This window comes from Pigmentiphaga soli (genome assembly GCF_039541095.1).
In the GTDB taxonomy this organism is placed as follows: Bacteria; Pseudomonadota; Gammaproteobacteria; order Burkholderiales; family Burkholderiaceae_B; genus Pigmentiphaga; species Pigmentiphaga soli.
In genome coordinates this window covers 1-13,236 of record NZ_BAABFO010000036.1, presented here as the reverse complement: position 1 = coordinate 13,236, position 13,236 = coordinate 1, and the positions used below count along the sequence as shown (strand labels likewise).

The following is a 13,236-nucleotide window of genomic DNA, read 5'->3' as shown; positions in this document are numbered from 1 at the left end:
GCGCATCGTCCGGCCCGCGCGGGCTGCGGTTCAAGCGCCGTCCTTGGTCCACGCGGTCAAGAGACGGAAGCGGTTCGCGATGTAGTAGTTGTCCGACAGGGTCAGCAGGCGGTCGTGCCGGTCGCGGTACGCCCTGACGATGCGCAGCGCCGGACTGCCTTCGTCGAGCCCGAGCTGGGCGACGGCGACCGCCGGCATCAGCACCGATTCGATCTCCTGCTCGACCTTGTAGACCTCCTGGCCGAATTGCTCCTGCAGCATCCGGTACATGCTGGGGTGGTTGCCGTGCAGCCGGTCTTTGATGCTTTCGAATTCGGGGCGGACCATCGCGCGGGTGTAGGTGATGATCTTGTCTTCCTCGACCAGCCGCCGGTTGGCATGCCACAGCAGCCATCTGGAGCCGACCTCGCAGCGCAGCCTGCCGGCTTCCCCCTCGTCCAGCGTGATGACTTCCTCGTCGAACACCTCCAGCCGGGTCCGCTCGGTGAACGCCATGAATTCCTGCATGGTGCCCAGCGCGGCCGCGTAGCTGGGCGACGGCCAGGTCGGCCGGGCCGCGGTCACCACCGTGCCGGTGCTGGGCTGGCGCCGGATCATGCCGCTGTCGACCAGCCGGCGGGTGGCCTCGCGCACCGTATGCCGGCTCACGCCATAGGCCTTGCTCAGCTCCGCCTCGGTAGGCAGGAGCGATCCCACCGCGTACTTGCCGGAGCCGATGTCTTGCAGCAGGCACTGGTGCAGCCACGCGTACCGCGGCAGCAGCTTGCGCTCCTTGGCGGGACGATTTTCTCTTTCCGGCATACGACGATCCCCACGAACAAAGTTGTTGCTCCAACAATGTCCGTACATTAATATTCAAGGCCATAGAGTAATGTACGTACATTGAAGCCGGACAGCCCGGGAAGGCCCGGCCGGGGCCGGCCCCCGCAGGCCGGAAGTGTACCTGCCGCCGCACGGCCGGCAGGCCCGGCACCTTCAGGAGGAGACAATGAAAAGAGACGTCGTTCTGCGAGAAGTCGGCCTGCGCGACGGCCTGCAGATCCATCCGCAATTCATGCCTACGGAAGACAAGCTGGCGTGGATCAGGGCCGAGGCAGCGGCGGGCATTGCCGAAATCGAGGTCACGTCGTACACGCCGGCCAGGCTGCTGCCGCAGTTCGCCGATGCCGAGCAGGTAACGTCGGAATCGCTGCGCATTCCCGGCCTTACCGTCGCCGCCCTGATCCCCAATCTGCGCGGCGCCCAGCGCGGCGTCGAGCTGGGCGTGCACAAGCTCGACTTCGTGCTGTCGGTCAGCGAAACCCACAACCAGAAGAACGTCCGCCGCAGCCGCGAAGAGTCGCTGGCCGATTTCAAGGCGGTCATCACGCTGGTCCGCGGCGTCCCGGCCGCGACGCGGCCCAAGGTGTGCGGCGGCCTGGCCACGGCGCTGGGCTGTTCCTACGAAGGGCGGGTCGCGGTGTCCGAGGTGGTCCGCCTTGCCGTGGCGATGGCCGAGGCCGGCGCCGACGAGCTGACCATTCCCGACACCGTGGGCTATGCCGATCCCGCGCTGGTGCGCACGGTGTTCACGGCCGTGATGAAAGAAGTGGGCAGCCTGCCCGTCGCCGCTCACTTCCACGACACGCGCGGCACCGGGCTCGCCAACGTGGCGGCCGCGCTGGACGCCGGCGTCCGGCATTTCGACGCCGCCCTGGCCGGCCTGGGCGGCTGCCCGTTCGCGCCGGGCGCGAGCGGCAACATCGTCATGGAAGACGCCTGCTTCATGCTCGAATCCATGGGCTACGCGACCGGGGTCGACCTCGAGCAGCTGCTGGCGGTCCGGCAATTGGTCCGCAACGCCCTGCCCGACATCGACATGCACGGCGCGATCGCCCGCGCCGGCCTGCCGCGCGGCTTCGTGCCGGCGACGCCGCCCCGGCACCGCGACGCGCGGCCGGCCAGCGTTTCCTGACGCCGGCGCCCTCCCCACTCCAACGGACAAGACAAAGGCGGACATGGAATACGAAACCCTGAGCTGCGAACGCACGGAAGACGGCCTGATGGTCGTGACGCTCAACCGGCCGGAACTGCGCAATGCGGTCAACACACAGATGGGCAAGGACCTGCGCAGCGTCTTCCTGCCCCTGCGGTTCACGCCCGGCGACCTGCGCTGCATCGTCGTCACGGGCGCCGGCGACAAGGCCTTTTCGTCGGGCGGCGACCTCAAGGAACGCAGGGGCATGACCGAAGAGGCCTGGCGCCTGCAGCACGCCATTTTCGAAGAAGCCTTCTACGCGATCATGGACTGCGCGGTTCCCGTCATCGCGGCGGTCAACGGCGTGGCGTATGCGGGCGGATGCGAGCTGGCGCTGGCCTGTGACTTCATCTACGCCGCCCGCAACGCGCGCTTCGCGCTGACCGAGGCCAGCCTGGGCATCATCCCCGGCGCGGGCGGCACGCAGAACCTGCCGCGCGCCGTGGGCGAACGGCGCGCCAAGGAACTCATCATGAGCGCCACGCCGTTCTCGGCCGAGCAGGCCTACGAATGGGGAATGGTCAATGCGCTGTGCGAGCCCGACGCGCTGATGCCCACCGTGCTGACCGTGGCCCGCAGGATCTGCGGCAACGCCCCCATTTCGGTCGCGCAGGCCAAGAAGGCGATCCACTACGGCCTGCAGACCGACCTGAAAACCGGCCTGATGCTCGAAGTCCAGGCCTACGAGAAAGTGATTCCCTCGGAAGACCGCAAGGAAGGCATCGCCGCCTTCAACGAAAAGCGCCCGCCCCGCTTTACCGGGCGCTAGCAACGTGCGCGCGGTGCCGGATGCCGGCCCGCGCACCCCGAAAGCAAAACGGAATCAGGAGACAGACCATGAAACTATCCGCGCTCAAGCGCCTGGCCATCGTATCCATGCTGGCGCTGGGCGCCACCGCGGCCCACGCCCGCTACCCCGAACATCCGATCAAGCTGATCGTGCCCTACGCGCCGGGCGGATCGTCCGACATCGTGGGCCGGCAGGTGGCCAAGTTCTTGGGCGATGCGCTGGGCACGGCGGTGGTGGTCGAGAACGTCGGCGGCGGGGGCGGCGCCAACGGCGTGCAGCGCGCCGCGCAGGCGCCGGCCGACGGCTATACCCTGCTGCTCGGGGCCAACTCGGAGCTGCTGATCAACAAGCTGCTGCGCCCCGAACTGCCGTACGAGGCGACGCGCGACTTCACGCCGCTGGCCTCGATCGGCACCGGCGCCATCGTCATCGCCGGCAAGACATCGCTGAAGGCGTCGAACCTGAAGGAAGCGATCGAGCTGTCCCGCGCGCAGGGCGGCGGCCTGAACTACGGAACCTCGGGCGTCGGCACCATCCAGCACCTGGTGGGCGAAATGCTGAAGCTGCGCGCCAACGCGCCGCTGACGCACGTGGCCTACCGGGGCGCCGGCCCGCTCGCCGCCGACCTGGCCGCCGGCCACGTCGAGCTCGGCATCGCCACGCTGGCGTCGGTGCTGCCCCTGATCCAGACCGACAAGATCAAGGGCTATGCGGTCAGCTCGGCCAGGCGCAGCGAATTCGCGCCGGACATCCCCACCATTTCCGAGACCCCGGGGCTGCCCGCCACGTCGATCGAAACCTGGTACGGCGTGTTCGCGCCCGCGGCGCTGCCCGCCGATATCGCCAGGACCCTGCAAGAGAAGCTGACGGCCGCGCTGAGCCACCCCGAGCTAGCCAAGCTGCTGGCCCAGCAGGCCATCAGCATCGACAGCAAGGACCCCGGCGAACTCAAGCGCTTCCTGCAGCAGGAAACGGAAAAGTACCGCGCGATCATCGCCGAGGCCCGCATCAGCGTCGAGTAATCGCCGGGCATCGGCCCCGGTCCACGCAAACCCTTCGATTCCAGGCACACCCCATATGTCTTCTACGCTGCCTTTGCAGGGCATGACCGTCATCGAGATCGGACATACCGTGGCGGCGCCCTATGCGGGGATGATCCTCGCGGAACTGGGCGCCGACGTCATCAAGGTGGAGAACCCGGACGCCGGGGACTACACGCGCGGCATGCCGCCCTTCCGCGACGGCGCCTCGGCCGTCTACCAGGCGCTGAACCGGGGCAAGCGCAGCATCGCCCTCGACATGAAACGGCCGCGCGACGCCGCGCTGCTGAAACGGCTGATCGTCGAAAAAGCCGACGTGGTCCTGCACAACCTGAAATACGGCGCGATGGAAAAGCTGGGCTTCGGCGCCGAGGAACTGCTGCGGCTCAAGCCCGGGCTGGTCTACTGCAACGTGGGCGCCTTCGGCCGCACCGGGCCGCTGCGCGACCGGCCCGGCTACGACCCGCTGATGCAGGCCTATACGGGCATCATGAGCATCATGGGCGAGGAAGGGCGGCCGCCCGTCAGGGTGGGCGTCTCCATCACCGACCAGGCGGCCGGGATGTGGGCCGTGATCGGCATCCAGGCGGCTTACCAGGAAAGCCGGCGCAGCGGCGCCGGCGGCGTGGTCGATACCTCGCTGTTCGAAACCGCGCTGTGCTGGCTGACCGTGCAATATTCGTCGTTCGACGCCTCCGGCGTGGTGCCGAAGCGCGAAGGGTCGGGGCTCGCCATGATGGCGCCGTACCAGGCCTTCGAAAGCGCGGATTCCTACCTGATGGTGGCCGCCGGCAACGACAATAATTTCCGGAAGCTGTGCGGCGCGCTCGAGCGGCCGGATCTCGCGCTCGACCCGCGCTTCGCCGCCAACAAGGGCCGCGTCGAGCACCGCCCCGCCCTGCTGGCCGAACTCGAACCCATCTTCCGGCGCAAGACCACGGCGCAATGGCTGGCCCTGCTGGAAGCGGCCGGGGTGCCGTGCAGCCCCATCAAGCGGATCGACGAAGTGGTGGACGATCCGCATGCGCAGGCGCTGGAGATCTTCCAGCCGTCGCCGGACGGCGCCGGCCACATCCTCGGCCTGCCGCTGTCGTTCGACAGCGCCCGCCCGCCGTTCCGCCGGGCGGCGCCGGGGCTGGGGGAACATACCGGGGAGATCCTGTCCGGGCTATGCGGCGGCGCGGCCCCGGAAGACCCCGCCCAGGCCTGAACCCTTGCGGCGGCAGGCCCGTACCGGGCATCATTGCCTGCCGCCGCCCGCGGCCGCATCGACACAGACTTTCCCCTGCGAGGACATTCATGCGCTACGTCGCAATCCAACACAACGGCAAACCCGTCCTGGGACTGAGGACGGCCGACGGCAACATCGGAATCATCGGCGACGAGAGCATCGAATCGCTGCTCGCCCGCGGGGTCGACCTGGCCCGGCACGGCGCGCAGCAAGCCGTCGGCGAGGTGGTTTCGGCCAGCGAGGCGGCCTACCTCCCGCCACTGGCCCGGCCGCCCAAGATCATCTGCGTGGGCCTGAACTACGCCGATCACGCCAAGGAAACGAAACTCGAACAGCCGGACTACCCGACGCTGTTCCTGCGGGTGCCGACCAGCCTGGCGGCGCACCAGGCGCCCCTGGTCCGCCCGGCCGCGTCCGATTCGCTGGACTTCGAAGGCGAGGTGGCGGTCGTTCTCGGCAAGGGCGGGCGTTTCGTCGACCGCGAACGCGCGCTCGAGCTCGTCGCCGGCTACGCGCTGTTCAACGACGGCTCGGTGCGCGAGTACCAGTTCAGGACGACGCAATGGACGGCCGGCAAGAATTTCGACCGCACCGGCGGCTTCGGCCCGGACCTCGTCACCGCCGACGAACTGCCGCCCGGCGCGCGCGGCCTGCGGATCGAGACCCGGCTCAACGGCCAGGTGGTGCAGTCGGCCAACACCAGCGACATGCTGTTCGACGTGGCAACGCTGATTTCGCTGATCAGCGACGTGATGACGCTGGAGCCGGGCGACGTGATCGTTTCCGGCACGCCGGCCGGCATCGGCTGGACGCGCGAACCCAGGCTGCTGATGAAGGCGGGCGACGTGTGCGAAGTGACGGTCGAAGGGCTGGGGACGCTGCGCAACCCGGTGGTGGACGAAGCGGACGCCGGCTGATTCGCAAAAATCGGGCAAATCGGCTAGAATCTTTGTCTTGCTTTCGGTGGTGGCTGTAGCTCAGTTGGTAGAGTCCCGGATTGTGATTCCGGTTGTCGTGGGTTCGAGTCCCATCAGCCACCCCAACTTAAGATTTGGCATAAGGCGCGCAGTGCCTTGGCCGTGAAAGGCCCCTAGTGAACCACTAGGGGCCTTTTTCTATGTCCGATGCGCAGCATTTGCAGTAATGAGAATTACTGTCAATAATTCGGCGTTCCGCACGCGCAAGAACCCGCACGGCGCTCCTGTCGCATTTTCCGCCGCCATACAAAGGATCGATCCCATGAGCAAGGCAGCCATCCGCCATTCCTTCTGGTTCGTGTGGCGCATGCCCATCGCGCTGGCCGTGCTGACAGCATTCGGCCTGCTGGCCGCCCTGCTGGGCACCGGGATCTGGCATGGCACTGCATGGGTGGCCCTGTTCATCCCCATCGCGGTCGCCTGCTGGCACGCCTTGCGGCCCCGTTGAAGCGTTCCGCGTTCTCTCGCCATAATTGCAACACGGTTGCATAAGCCTATAATGCAACTCCATTGCAAATAACCGGCGGCTTTCGGCGTGCCCTCCCCTGGGCCAGCCCGCAACCGCCATGCGGCGCAGAGAGGCTGCCCATGACTTTTCCCCGGCTCCCCGTGACCGTGCTCTCAGGCTTCCTGGGCGCCGGCAAGACCACCCTGCTCAATCACATTCTCAACAACCGCGAAGGGCGGCGCGTGGCCGTCATCGTCAACGACATGAGCGAGGTCAACATCGACGCCGCGCTGGTGCGCGACGGCGGCGCCGCGCTGTCGCGCACCGACGAAAAGCTGGTGGAGATGAGCAACGGCTGTATCTGCTGCACGCTGCGCGAAGACCTGCTGGTCGAGGTGCAGCGCCTGGCGCAGGAAGGCCGGTTCGACCAGCTGGTGATCGAGTCCACCGGCATCTCGGAACCGCTGCCCGTGGCCGAGACCTTCACCTTCGCCGGCGAGGACGGCCGCAGCCTGTCCGACGTCGCCCGGCTCGACACCATGGTGACGGTGGTGGACGCCTTCAACTTCCTGCGCGACTACCAGTCGCACGACAGCATCCGCTCGCGCGGCGAATCGATGGGCGAGGAAGACGACCGCACCGTGGTGGACCTGCTGATCGAACAGATCGAGTTCTGCGACGTGATCGTGCTCAACAAGATCGACCTGGTCGGCCCCGCAGAGCGCGACCGGCTGCTGGCGATCCTGCGCGGGCTGAACCCGCGCGCCCGGATCGAGATTGCCCGATTCGGCGCGGTGGCGCTCGACAAAGTGCTCGATACCGGGCTGTTCGATTTCGACCAAGCCTCGCTGGCGCCCGGCTGGCTCAAGGAACTGCGCGGCGAGCACACGCCGGAGTCGCAGGCCTACGGCATCGCCAGCTTCGTCTATCGCGCCCGCCGCCCCTTCCACCCCGAGCGCTTCCACGCGCTGATCGAAAGCGAGTGGCCCGGCGTGATCCGGTCGAAGGGATTCTTCTGGCTCGCCAGCCGGCCCACGCTTGCCGGCTCGTGGTCGCAGGCCGGGGGCGTGTGCCGCCACGGCATCGCAGGCCAATGGTGGGCCGCCGTGCCGCAACGGCATTGGCCGGACGACCCCGAAGCGGTAGCGCTGATCCGCGCCAACTGGGCCGACGACGTGGGCGACGCGCGCCAGGAACTGGTGCTGATCGGCATCGGCATGGACGAGGCAGGCCTGCGTGCGCGCTTCGATGCCTGCCTGCTGAGCGATGCGGAAATGGCGGACGGGCCAGCCGCCTGGACAGGCTATCGCGACCCGTTTCCGGCCTGGGAGGCATGAGACGGGGCGACGGGACGCGGCCTGCGCGTGCCGCCCCTCTCCAGTGGCGGGGCGCCCGTCGCCGGATCAGGCCAGCGCCGGATAATCCACGTACCCTTCGCGCCCGCCGCCGTAGAACGTGCCGGGATCCGGCGCGTTCAGCGGAGCCCCGCGCCGGAAGCGCAGCGGCAGATCGGGATTGGCGATGAACAGCTTGCCGAAGGCCACCGCGTCGGCCTCGCCGGATTCGACCACCTTGCTGGCGGTCTCGAAGTCGAAGTTCTCGTTGGCCACGTACACGCCGCCGAACGCCTCTTTCAGCTGGGGGCCGATGCGGTTGGCGCCGAGCGATTCGCGGGCGCAGATGAAGGCGATCTTGCGGCGGCCGAGTTCGCGCGCCACATAGCCGAAGGTCGCCAGCGGATCGGAGTCGCCCATGTCGTGCGCGTCGCCGCGCGGCGCCAGGTGCATGCCGACGCGGTCGGCGCCCCAGACGTCGATCACGGCGTCGGTCACTTCCAGCATCAGCCGGGCGCGGTTCTCGATCGAGCCGCCGTAGTCGTCGGTGCGGCGGTTGCTGCGGTCCTGCAGGAACTGGTCGAGCAGGTAGCCGTTGGCGCCGTGGATCTCGACGCCGTCGAAGCTGGCGGCCTTGGCGTTTTCGGCGCCCAGGCGGTAGGAGGCCACCACGTGCGGGATCTCGTCCAGGTCGAGCGCGCGCGGCGTGACATAGGGCCGCTGCGGCCGCACCAGGCTGACGTGGCCGGCCGGCCGGATGGCGCTGGGCGCGACCGGCAGTTCGCCGTCGAGGAAGATCGGGTCGGAGATGCGGCCCACGTGCCACAGCTGCAGGAAGATGCGACCGCCCTTCTCGTGCACGGCCTCGGTGATGCGGCGCCAGCCCGCCACCTGGTCGGAGGTCCAGATGCCCGGGGTGTCGGCATAGCCCACGCCCTGCGGCGTGACCGAGGTGGCCTCGGTCAGGATCAGGCCGGCGGAGGCCCGCTGCGCGTAGTACTCGCGCATCAGGTCGTTGGGCACGCGGCCGCCGCCCACGGCGCGCGAACGGGTCAGCGGAGCCATGAAAATCCGGTTGGGCAATTCGAGCGCGCCCACGCGCACGGGGTCGAAAAGAGTCGTCATGGAAGTTGCCTTGGGAGTGGAAGGACGGCTTGCCCGGCGTCCGCTAGAGTTCGCCTTGCATATGCCGCAGGAAAGCCTGGATGGTGTGTTCGTCGCGCTTGAAGAAGATCCACTGGCCCACCCGCCGCGACGTGATCAGGCCGGCCCGCTGCAGCGTGGCCAGGTGCGCCGAGACGGTAGATTGCGACAGCCCCGCGCGCTGGTCGATCAGGCTGGCGCAGACGCCGATGTCGAGCGGATGTTCCTGGGCCGAGAAATGCTGCGCCGGGTCCTTCAGCCAGCCGAGGATCTGCCGGCGCACCGGATTGGCGAGGGCTTTGTGAATGGCGTCGATGTCCATGTGCGTCTTGGCTACGCAATATATCGTTGATTTACGAATCATATATCGGAAGACAAAGATTCAAAAAACGCCTTCATTCGATATATATTCATAAGGAAATGCCGGGCGGCGATATGCCGCCCGGCCGGTCAGGCATGTACGGGCGCCATCAGCAGGTCTTCGATTCTCACCGGCAGGTCGCGCACGCGCACCCCCGTCGCGTGATGGACGGCCGCGGTCACGGCCGCCGCGAAGCCGGCCAGGCCGATCTCGCCGATGCCGCGCGCCCCCAGTTCGTTGAGCTTCGTATCGGGCGCATCGATGAAATGCACGTCGATCGGCGGCGCGTCGGCATGCGTGGCCACCAGATAGTCGGCCAGATTGCCGTTGACCGGCGCGCCGTTGCGGGCGTCGTAGTGGGTCTGCTCGAACATCGCCATGCCGATGCCCATCACGACCGCGCCCTCGATCTGGTTGCGCCCCGTGCGCAGGTTGATCACCTTGCCGGCGTCGATGAAGGTCACCACGCGCTCGACGCGCAAGCGGGCGATGGCAGGCTCCCACGCCACTTCGACGAAATGGGCGCCGTAGGAATGGATCGAGTACTTGCCGGCGTCCGGGTCGGCGTCGCTGGAGTCCGAGCGGCCATGGCCGGTCACGTGGCTGATCCGCTCGGCCTGCAGGAAGCGTTCGAACGGCTCGCCGGACGACGGCGGCTCGCCGCGGCGATGGATGCGCCCCGCGCTGAAGGCCAGCTCCTCGGCCTTGGCGCCGGCGAAGCGCGAACCCGGCGCGCGCAGCGCGCAGTCGATGGCGTGGCGGGTGGCCTCGCGGGCGGCGGCGAGCACGGCCGGCACCAGCGAGCCGGTGGCCATCGATCCGCCCGACAGCGGCCCGGGCGGCAGCGTCGTATCGCCCAGCACCACCTGGATGCGGTCGAGCGGCAGGCCGCAGGCCTGCGCCGCCATCTGCGCCACGACGGTGTAGGTGCCGGTGCCGATGTCCTGGCTGCCGGTGGCCACGCGGGCAGTGCCGTCGGCATTGAGCTGCACCGAGACCTCGGCCGGCTGCCGCTTGGCCATCCACGAGCACGAGGCCATGCCCCAGCCGAGCACGGCGCCGTCGGCCCGCCGCATCGATCCCACGCGCGGGTCGCGGCGCCCCCAGCCGAAAACCTCGGCGCCCTGCTGCAGGCATTCGCGCATGTGGCGGCTGGAGAACGGCACGTTCTCGGATTCGTCGATGCCGGGCTCGTTGCGCAGCCGCAGTTCGACCGGGTCGATGCCCAGCTGGATGGCCAGTTCGTCCATCGCGGATTCGAGCGCGAACAATCCGGGCACGGCGCCCGGCCCGCGCATCGAGGTATTGGGCGCCAGGTGGCGGCGCGCCGAGCCCGATGTCACGCGCAGGTTGGGCGTGCTGTAGAGGTAGGGCGTGGCCTCGCCGCAGTTCTCTTTCATGAACTCGGCCTGCGCCACGTGGTACAGGTAGTCGTGCTGCAGCGAGGTGAGCCGGCCGTCGGGCCGCGCCGACAGGCGCACGCGCTGCTGGGTGTTGGCGCGGTGGCCGACGTTGTGGAACATCATCCGGCGGTCGACCACCAGCTTGACGGGCCGCCGCAGATTGCGCGCGGCGGCTGCCGCCAGCAGCGCGTGCGGCCACGGCCACAGCTTGCCGCCGAAGCCCGAGCCCAGGTGCTCGGTCACCACCCGCACGCGGTCTTCCGGCACGCCCAGCATCTGCGCCATCGCCCGCTTGTGGTTCTGGATGGCCTGCGTGGTTTCGTACAACGTGAACGACTGGCCGTCGTACAGCGCGACGCTGGCGTGCAGCTCGATCGGATTGTGGGTCTCGATCGGCGTGGTGTAGGTGCGGTCGAGGCGGATCTGCGCGCGCGCGAATTCCGCCGCCGCGTCGCCGCGCTCGTCCTCCACCTTGGGTGGATCGTCGGGCGCCAGCCGCATCGACACGTCGGGCGCGCTGGCGTCGTACTCGGCCCGCACCGCGGCCGCCGCGGCGACCGCCTGTTCGTAGGTATCGGCCACCACCAGCGCCACGTACTGGCCGTAGTAGCGGATGACGTCGTCCTCGAACGGCGGCCGGGTCTCGTCCACCTTGGCGCCGGCGTCGGCCGCCACGCGGTAGAAGCGGCCGATATTGTCGCGCGTATAGACCATGTGTACGCCCGGCATCGCGGCCGCCGCCTCGGTATGCAGCGCGCGCAGGCGGCCGTTGGCGATGGTGGCGCACACCGGCACCGCGTACAGCATGCCTTCGAAATCGTGATCGGAGGTGTAGCGGGCCAGGCCGGTCAGCTTGTAGGGGCCTTCCACGCGCGGAAAGGCGCCGCCGATGAAAGGCTCGGTCTGTAGGGTATCGCTCATGAAACTGCTCTCCCGTCTGTGCTGGTGGCTGCCTGCAGCGCGTGGACCAGGCAGCGCCTGGCCAGCTCCACCTTGAAGCCGTTCTCGCTTTGCGGACGCGCGCCCTGCAGCACCCGCCTGGCGGCGGCGTCGAAGGCGGCGTCCTCGGGCGCGCGGCCGGCCAGCATCGCCTCGGCTTGCGGCACCCGCCACGGACGCGCGCCGATGCCGCCCATCGCGAAGCGCGCGCTCGCGATGCGCGGGCCGTCCATGCGTACCACCACGGCGGCCGAGGCGAGCGCGAATTCGTACGAGGCGCGGTCGCGCAGCTTCAGGTACAGCGAGCGGCTGCCGTCCGGCAGCGGCGGCAGCGTTACGTGCGTGATGAGGTCGCCGGGCTCCAGCACGGTTTCGCGCTGCGGGGTGTCGCCCGGCAGCGTGAAGAAATCGCCGATCGCGACCTGGCGCGCGCCGCCCTGCCCCTCGATGTGGATGACGGCATCGAGCGCCATCAGCGCCACGTTCATGTCCGACGGATTGCTGGCGATGCAGGCGTCGCTGGTGCCCATGACCGCGAGATTGCGGTTGAAGCCGCCGATCGCCGCGCAGCCGCTGCCGGGCTCGCGCTTGTTGCAAGGCATCGCGACGTCGCGGAAATACACGCAGCGGGTGCGCTGCAGCAGGTTGCCGCCGGTGGTGGCCATGTGCCGCAGCTGCGGCGAGGCGCCCGACAGCAGCGCCTGCGACAGCACGGCATAGCGGCTGGCCACCAGCGGATGGTGGGCGAGGTCGGCATTGCGCACCATGGCGCCGATGCGCAGGCCGCCGTCGGGCAGCGCATCGATGCCCGCCAGCGGCAGCCGGTTGATGTCGAGCACCCGGCTCGGCCGTTCCACGTCCAGCTTCATCAGGTCGACCAGCGTGGTGCCGCCGGCCAGGAAGCGCAGCGGCACGCCTTGCCGCGCCATGTCGGCGGCGGTGCGCACGGCCTGGGCCACGTCGCCGGCCCGGCTCAATTCGAAAGCTTGCATGACGGCCTCCGTCAGGATGCGGCCCGGACCTGCCGGATGGCGGCCAGGATGTTGGCATAGGCGCCGCAGCGGCAGATGTTGCCGCTCATGCACTCCTTGACGTCTGCGTCCGACGGGCCGCAGGGCTCGTTCAGCAGCGCCGCGGCCGACATGATCTGGCCGGCCGTACAGTAGCCGCACTGGTAGCCGTCGTGTTCGAGAAAAGCCTGCTGGACAGGATGCAGCGCGCCGTCGCGCGCCAGCCCTTCGATGGTGATGACCTCGTCGTTGCCGTCCAGCGTAGCGGCCAGCACCAGGCAGGCGTTGACCCGCCGGCCGTTCAGGTGCACGGTACAGGCGCCGCACTGGCCGTGGTCGCAGCCCTTCTTGGTGCCGGTCAGCGCCAGCCGTTCGCGCAGGCAGTCGAGCAGCGTGGTGCGCGGGTCGAGTTCGACCGAACACGGCTGACCGTTGATGCTGAACGCGACCGTCATCGCCGACGCGGCGGCCGGCGCCGGACGCGGCCGCACGGCCGGTGCGGCCATCGCCGGCGCCGCGGCGGCGGCGGCGGCCGCGGCGGCG

At 68.8% G+C, this 13,236-nt stretch carries 13 protein-coding genes and 1 tRNA gene; 8 read left to right on the top strand and 6 right to left on the bottom strand.

Annotation, left to right across the window (positions count from 1 at the left end):
* Nucleotides 1-30: 30 nt before the first annotated feature.
* Entirely contained in the window at nucleotides 31-801 is a 771-nt protein-coding gene (locus ABD927_RS23025; RefSeq protein WP_345252229.1) for a GntR family transcriptional regulator, read from the bottom strand.
* A gap of 187 nt (nucleotides 802-988) precedes the next feature.
* Here ABD927_RS23025 and ABD927_RS23020 point away from each other — a divergent pair, with 187 nt between their 5' ends.
* The 8 genes from ABD927_RS23020 to zigA all read left to right on the top strand — a co-directional run bounded on the left by ABD927_RS23020 (nucleotide 989) and on the right by zigA (nucleotide 7,840).
* Nucleotides 989-1,954, top strand: coding sequence for a hydroxymethylglutaryl-CoA lyase (locus ABD927_RS23020; protein WP_345252228.1), 966 nt, complete (start codon nucleotides 989-991; stop codon nucleotides 1,952-1,954).
* A 43-nt stretch (nucleotides 1,955-1,997) separates the two neighbouring features.
* Entirely contained in the window at nucleotides 1,998-2,786 is a 789-nt protein-coding gene (locus ABD927_RS23015; protein ID WP_345252227.1) for an enoyl-CoA hydratase-related protein, read from the top strand.
* 68 nt (nucleotides 2,787-2,854) lie between these two features.
* Nucleotides 2,855-3,829: a Bug family tripartite tricarboxylate transporter substrate binding protein gene (locus ABD927_RS23010; RefSeq protein ID WP_345252226.1), complete on the top strand. Its 975-nt coding sequence runs from the start codon at nucleotides 2,855-2,857 to the stop codon at nucleotides 3,827-3,829.
* 55 nt (nucleotides 3,830-3,884) lie between these two features.
* Nucleotides 3,885-5,057 (top strand): CaiB/BaiF CoA transferase family protein, encoded by a 1,173-nt coding sequence (locus ABD927_RS23005; RefSeq protein ID WP_345252225.1) that lies wholly within the window; start codon nucleotides 3,885-3,887, stop codon nucleotides 5,055-5,057.
* 89 nt (nucleotides 5,058-5,146) lie between these two features.
* A complete protein-coding gene (locus ABD927_RS23000; RefSeq protein ID WP_345252224.1) occupies nucleotides 5,147-5,995 on the top strand; it encodes a fumarylacetoacetate hydrolase family protein in 849 nt (282 codons plus the stop codon).
* Between the two features lie 49 nt (nucleotides 5,996-6,044).
* A tRNA-His gene (locus tag ABD927_RS22995) sits at nucleotides 6,045-6,120 on the top strand.
* A 197-nt stretch (nucleotides 6,121-6,317) separates the two neighbouring features.
* Complete coding sequence (locus ABD927_RS22990) at nucleotides 6,318-6,503, top strand: hypothetical protein (RefSeq protein WP_345252223.1); 186 nt, start codon at nucleotides 6,318-6,320, stop codon at nucleotides 6,501-6,503.
* A 140-nt stretch (nucleotides 6,504-6,643) separates the two neighbouring features.
* Nucleotides 6,644-7,840: a zinc metallochaperone GTPase ZigA gene (gene zigA / locus ABD927_RS22985; protein WP_345252222.1), complete on the top strand. Its 1,197-nt coding sequence runs from the start codon at nucleotides 6,644-6,646 to the stop codon at nucleotides 7,838-7,840.
* A 66-nt stretch (nucleotides 7,841-7,906) separates the two neighbouring features.
* Here zigA and ABD927_RS22980 read toward each other — a convergent pair whose 3' ends face one another.
* From ABD927_RS22980 to ABD927_RS22960, 5 genes are all read right to left on the bottom strand, one after another.
* Complete coding sequence (locus ABD927_RS22980) at nucleotides 7,907-8,962, bottom strand: alkene reductase (protein ID WP_345252221.1); 1,056 nt, start codon at nucleotides 8,960-8,962, stop codon at nucleotides 7,907-7,909.
* Between the two features lie 43 nt (nucleotides 8,963-9,005).
* Entirely contained in the window at nucleotides 9,006-9,302 is a 297-nt protein-coding gene (locus tag ABD927_RS22975; RefSeq protein ID WP_345252220.1) for an ArsR/SmtB family transcription factor, read from the bottom strand.
* Between the two features lie 128 nt (nucleotides 9,303-9,430).
* Nucleotides 9,431-11,665: a xanthine dehydrogenase family protein molybdopterin-binding subunit gene (locus tag ABD927_RS22970; RefSeq protein WP_345252219.1), complete on the bottom strand. Its 2,235-nt coding sequence runs from the start codon at nucleotides 11,663-11,665 to the stop codon at nucleotides 9,431-9,433.
* Nucleotides 11,662-12,675 (bottom strand): FAD binding domain-containing protein, encoded by a 1,014-nt coding sequence (locus tag ABD927_RS22965; RefSeq protein ID WP_345252218.1) that lies wholly within the window; start codon nucleotides 12,673-12,675, stop codon nucleotides 11,662-11,664. Before ABD927_RS22965 ends, ABD927_RS22970 begins: the two co-directional genes overlap by 4 nt.
* An 11-nt stretch (nucleotides 12,676-12,686) precedes the next feature.
* Entirely contained in the window at nucleotides 12,687-13,199 is a 513-nt protein-coding gene (locus ABD927_RS22960) for a (2Fe-2S)-binding protein (RefSeq protein WP_345252267.1), read from the bottom strand.
* Nucleotides 13,200-13,236 lie beyond the last annotated feature (37 nt).

Bases quoted from the DNA above. Each gene is read 5' to 3' on its own strand.
- ABD927_RS23015 (WP_345252227.1), top strand. From the start codon at position 1,998: ATGGAATACGAAACCCTGAGCTGCGAACGCACGGAAGACGGCCTGATG.
- ABD927_RS23005 (WP_345252225.1), top strand. From the start codon at position 3,885: ATGTCTTCTACGCTGCCTTTGCAGGGCATGACCGTCATCGAGATCGGA.
- ABD927_RS22975 (WP_345252220.1), bottom strand. From the start codon at position 9,302: ATGGACATCGACGCCATTCACAAAGCCCTCGCCAATCCGGTGCGCCGG.
- zigA (WP_345252222.1), top strand. From the start codon at position 6,644: ATGACTTTTCCCCGGCTCCCCGTGACCGTGCTCTCAGGCTTCCTGGGC.
- ABD927_RS23025 (WP_345252229.1), bottom strand. From the start codon at position 801: ATGCCGGAAAGAGAAAATCGTCCCGCCAAGGAGCGCAAGCTGCTGCCG.
- ABD927_RS22970 (WP_345252219.1), bottom strand. From the start codon at position 11,665: ATGAGCGATACCCTACAGACCGAGCCTTTCATCGGCGGCGCCTTTCCG.
- ABD927_RS22960 (WP_345252267.1), bottom strand. From the start codon at position 13,199: ATGGCCGCACCGGCCGTGCGGCCGCGTCCGGCGCCGGCCGCCGCGTCG.
- ABD927_RS22965 (WP_345252218.1), bottom strand. From the start codon at position 12,675: ATGCAAGCTTTCGAATTGAGCCGGGCCGGCGACGTGGCCCAGGCCGTG.
- ABD927_RS23020 (WP_345252228.1), top strand. From the start codon at position 989: ATGAAAAGAGACGTCGTTCTGCGAGAAGTCGGCCTGCGCGACGGCCTG.
- ABD927_RS22990 (WP_345252223.1), top strand. From the start codon at position 6,318: ATGAGCAAGGCAGCCATCCGCCATTCCTTCTGGTTCGTGTGGCGCATG.
- ABD927_RS22980 (WP_345252221.1), bottom strand. From the start codon at position 8,962: ATGACGACTCTTTTCGACCCCGTGCGCGTGGGCGCGCTCGAATTGCCC.
- ABD927_RS23010 (WP_345252226.1), top strand. From the start codon at position 2,855: ATGAAACTATCCGCGCTCAAGCGCCTGGCCATCGTATCCATGCTGGCG.
- ABD927_RS23000 (WP_345252224.1), top strand. From the start codon at position 5,147: ATGCGCTACGTCGCAATCCAACACAACGGCAAACCCGTCCTGGGACTG.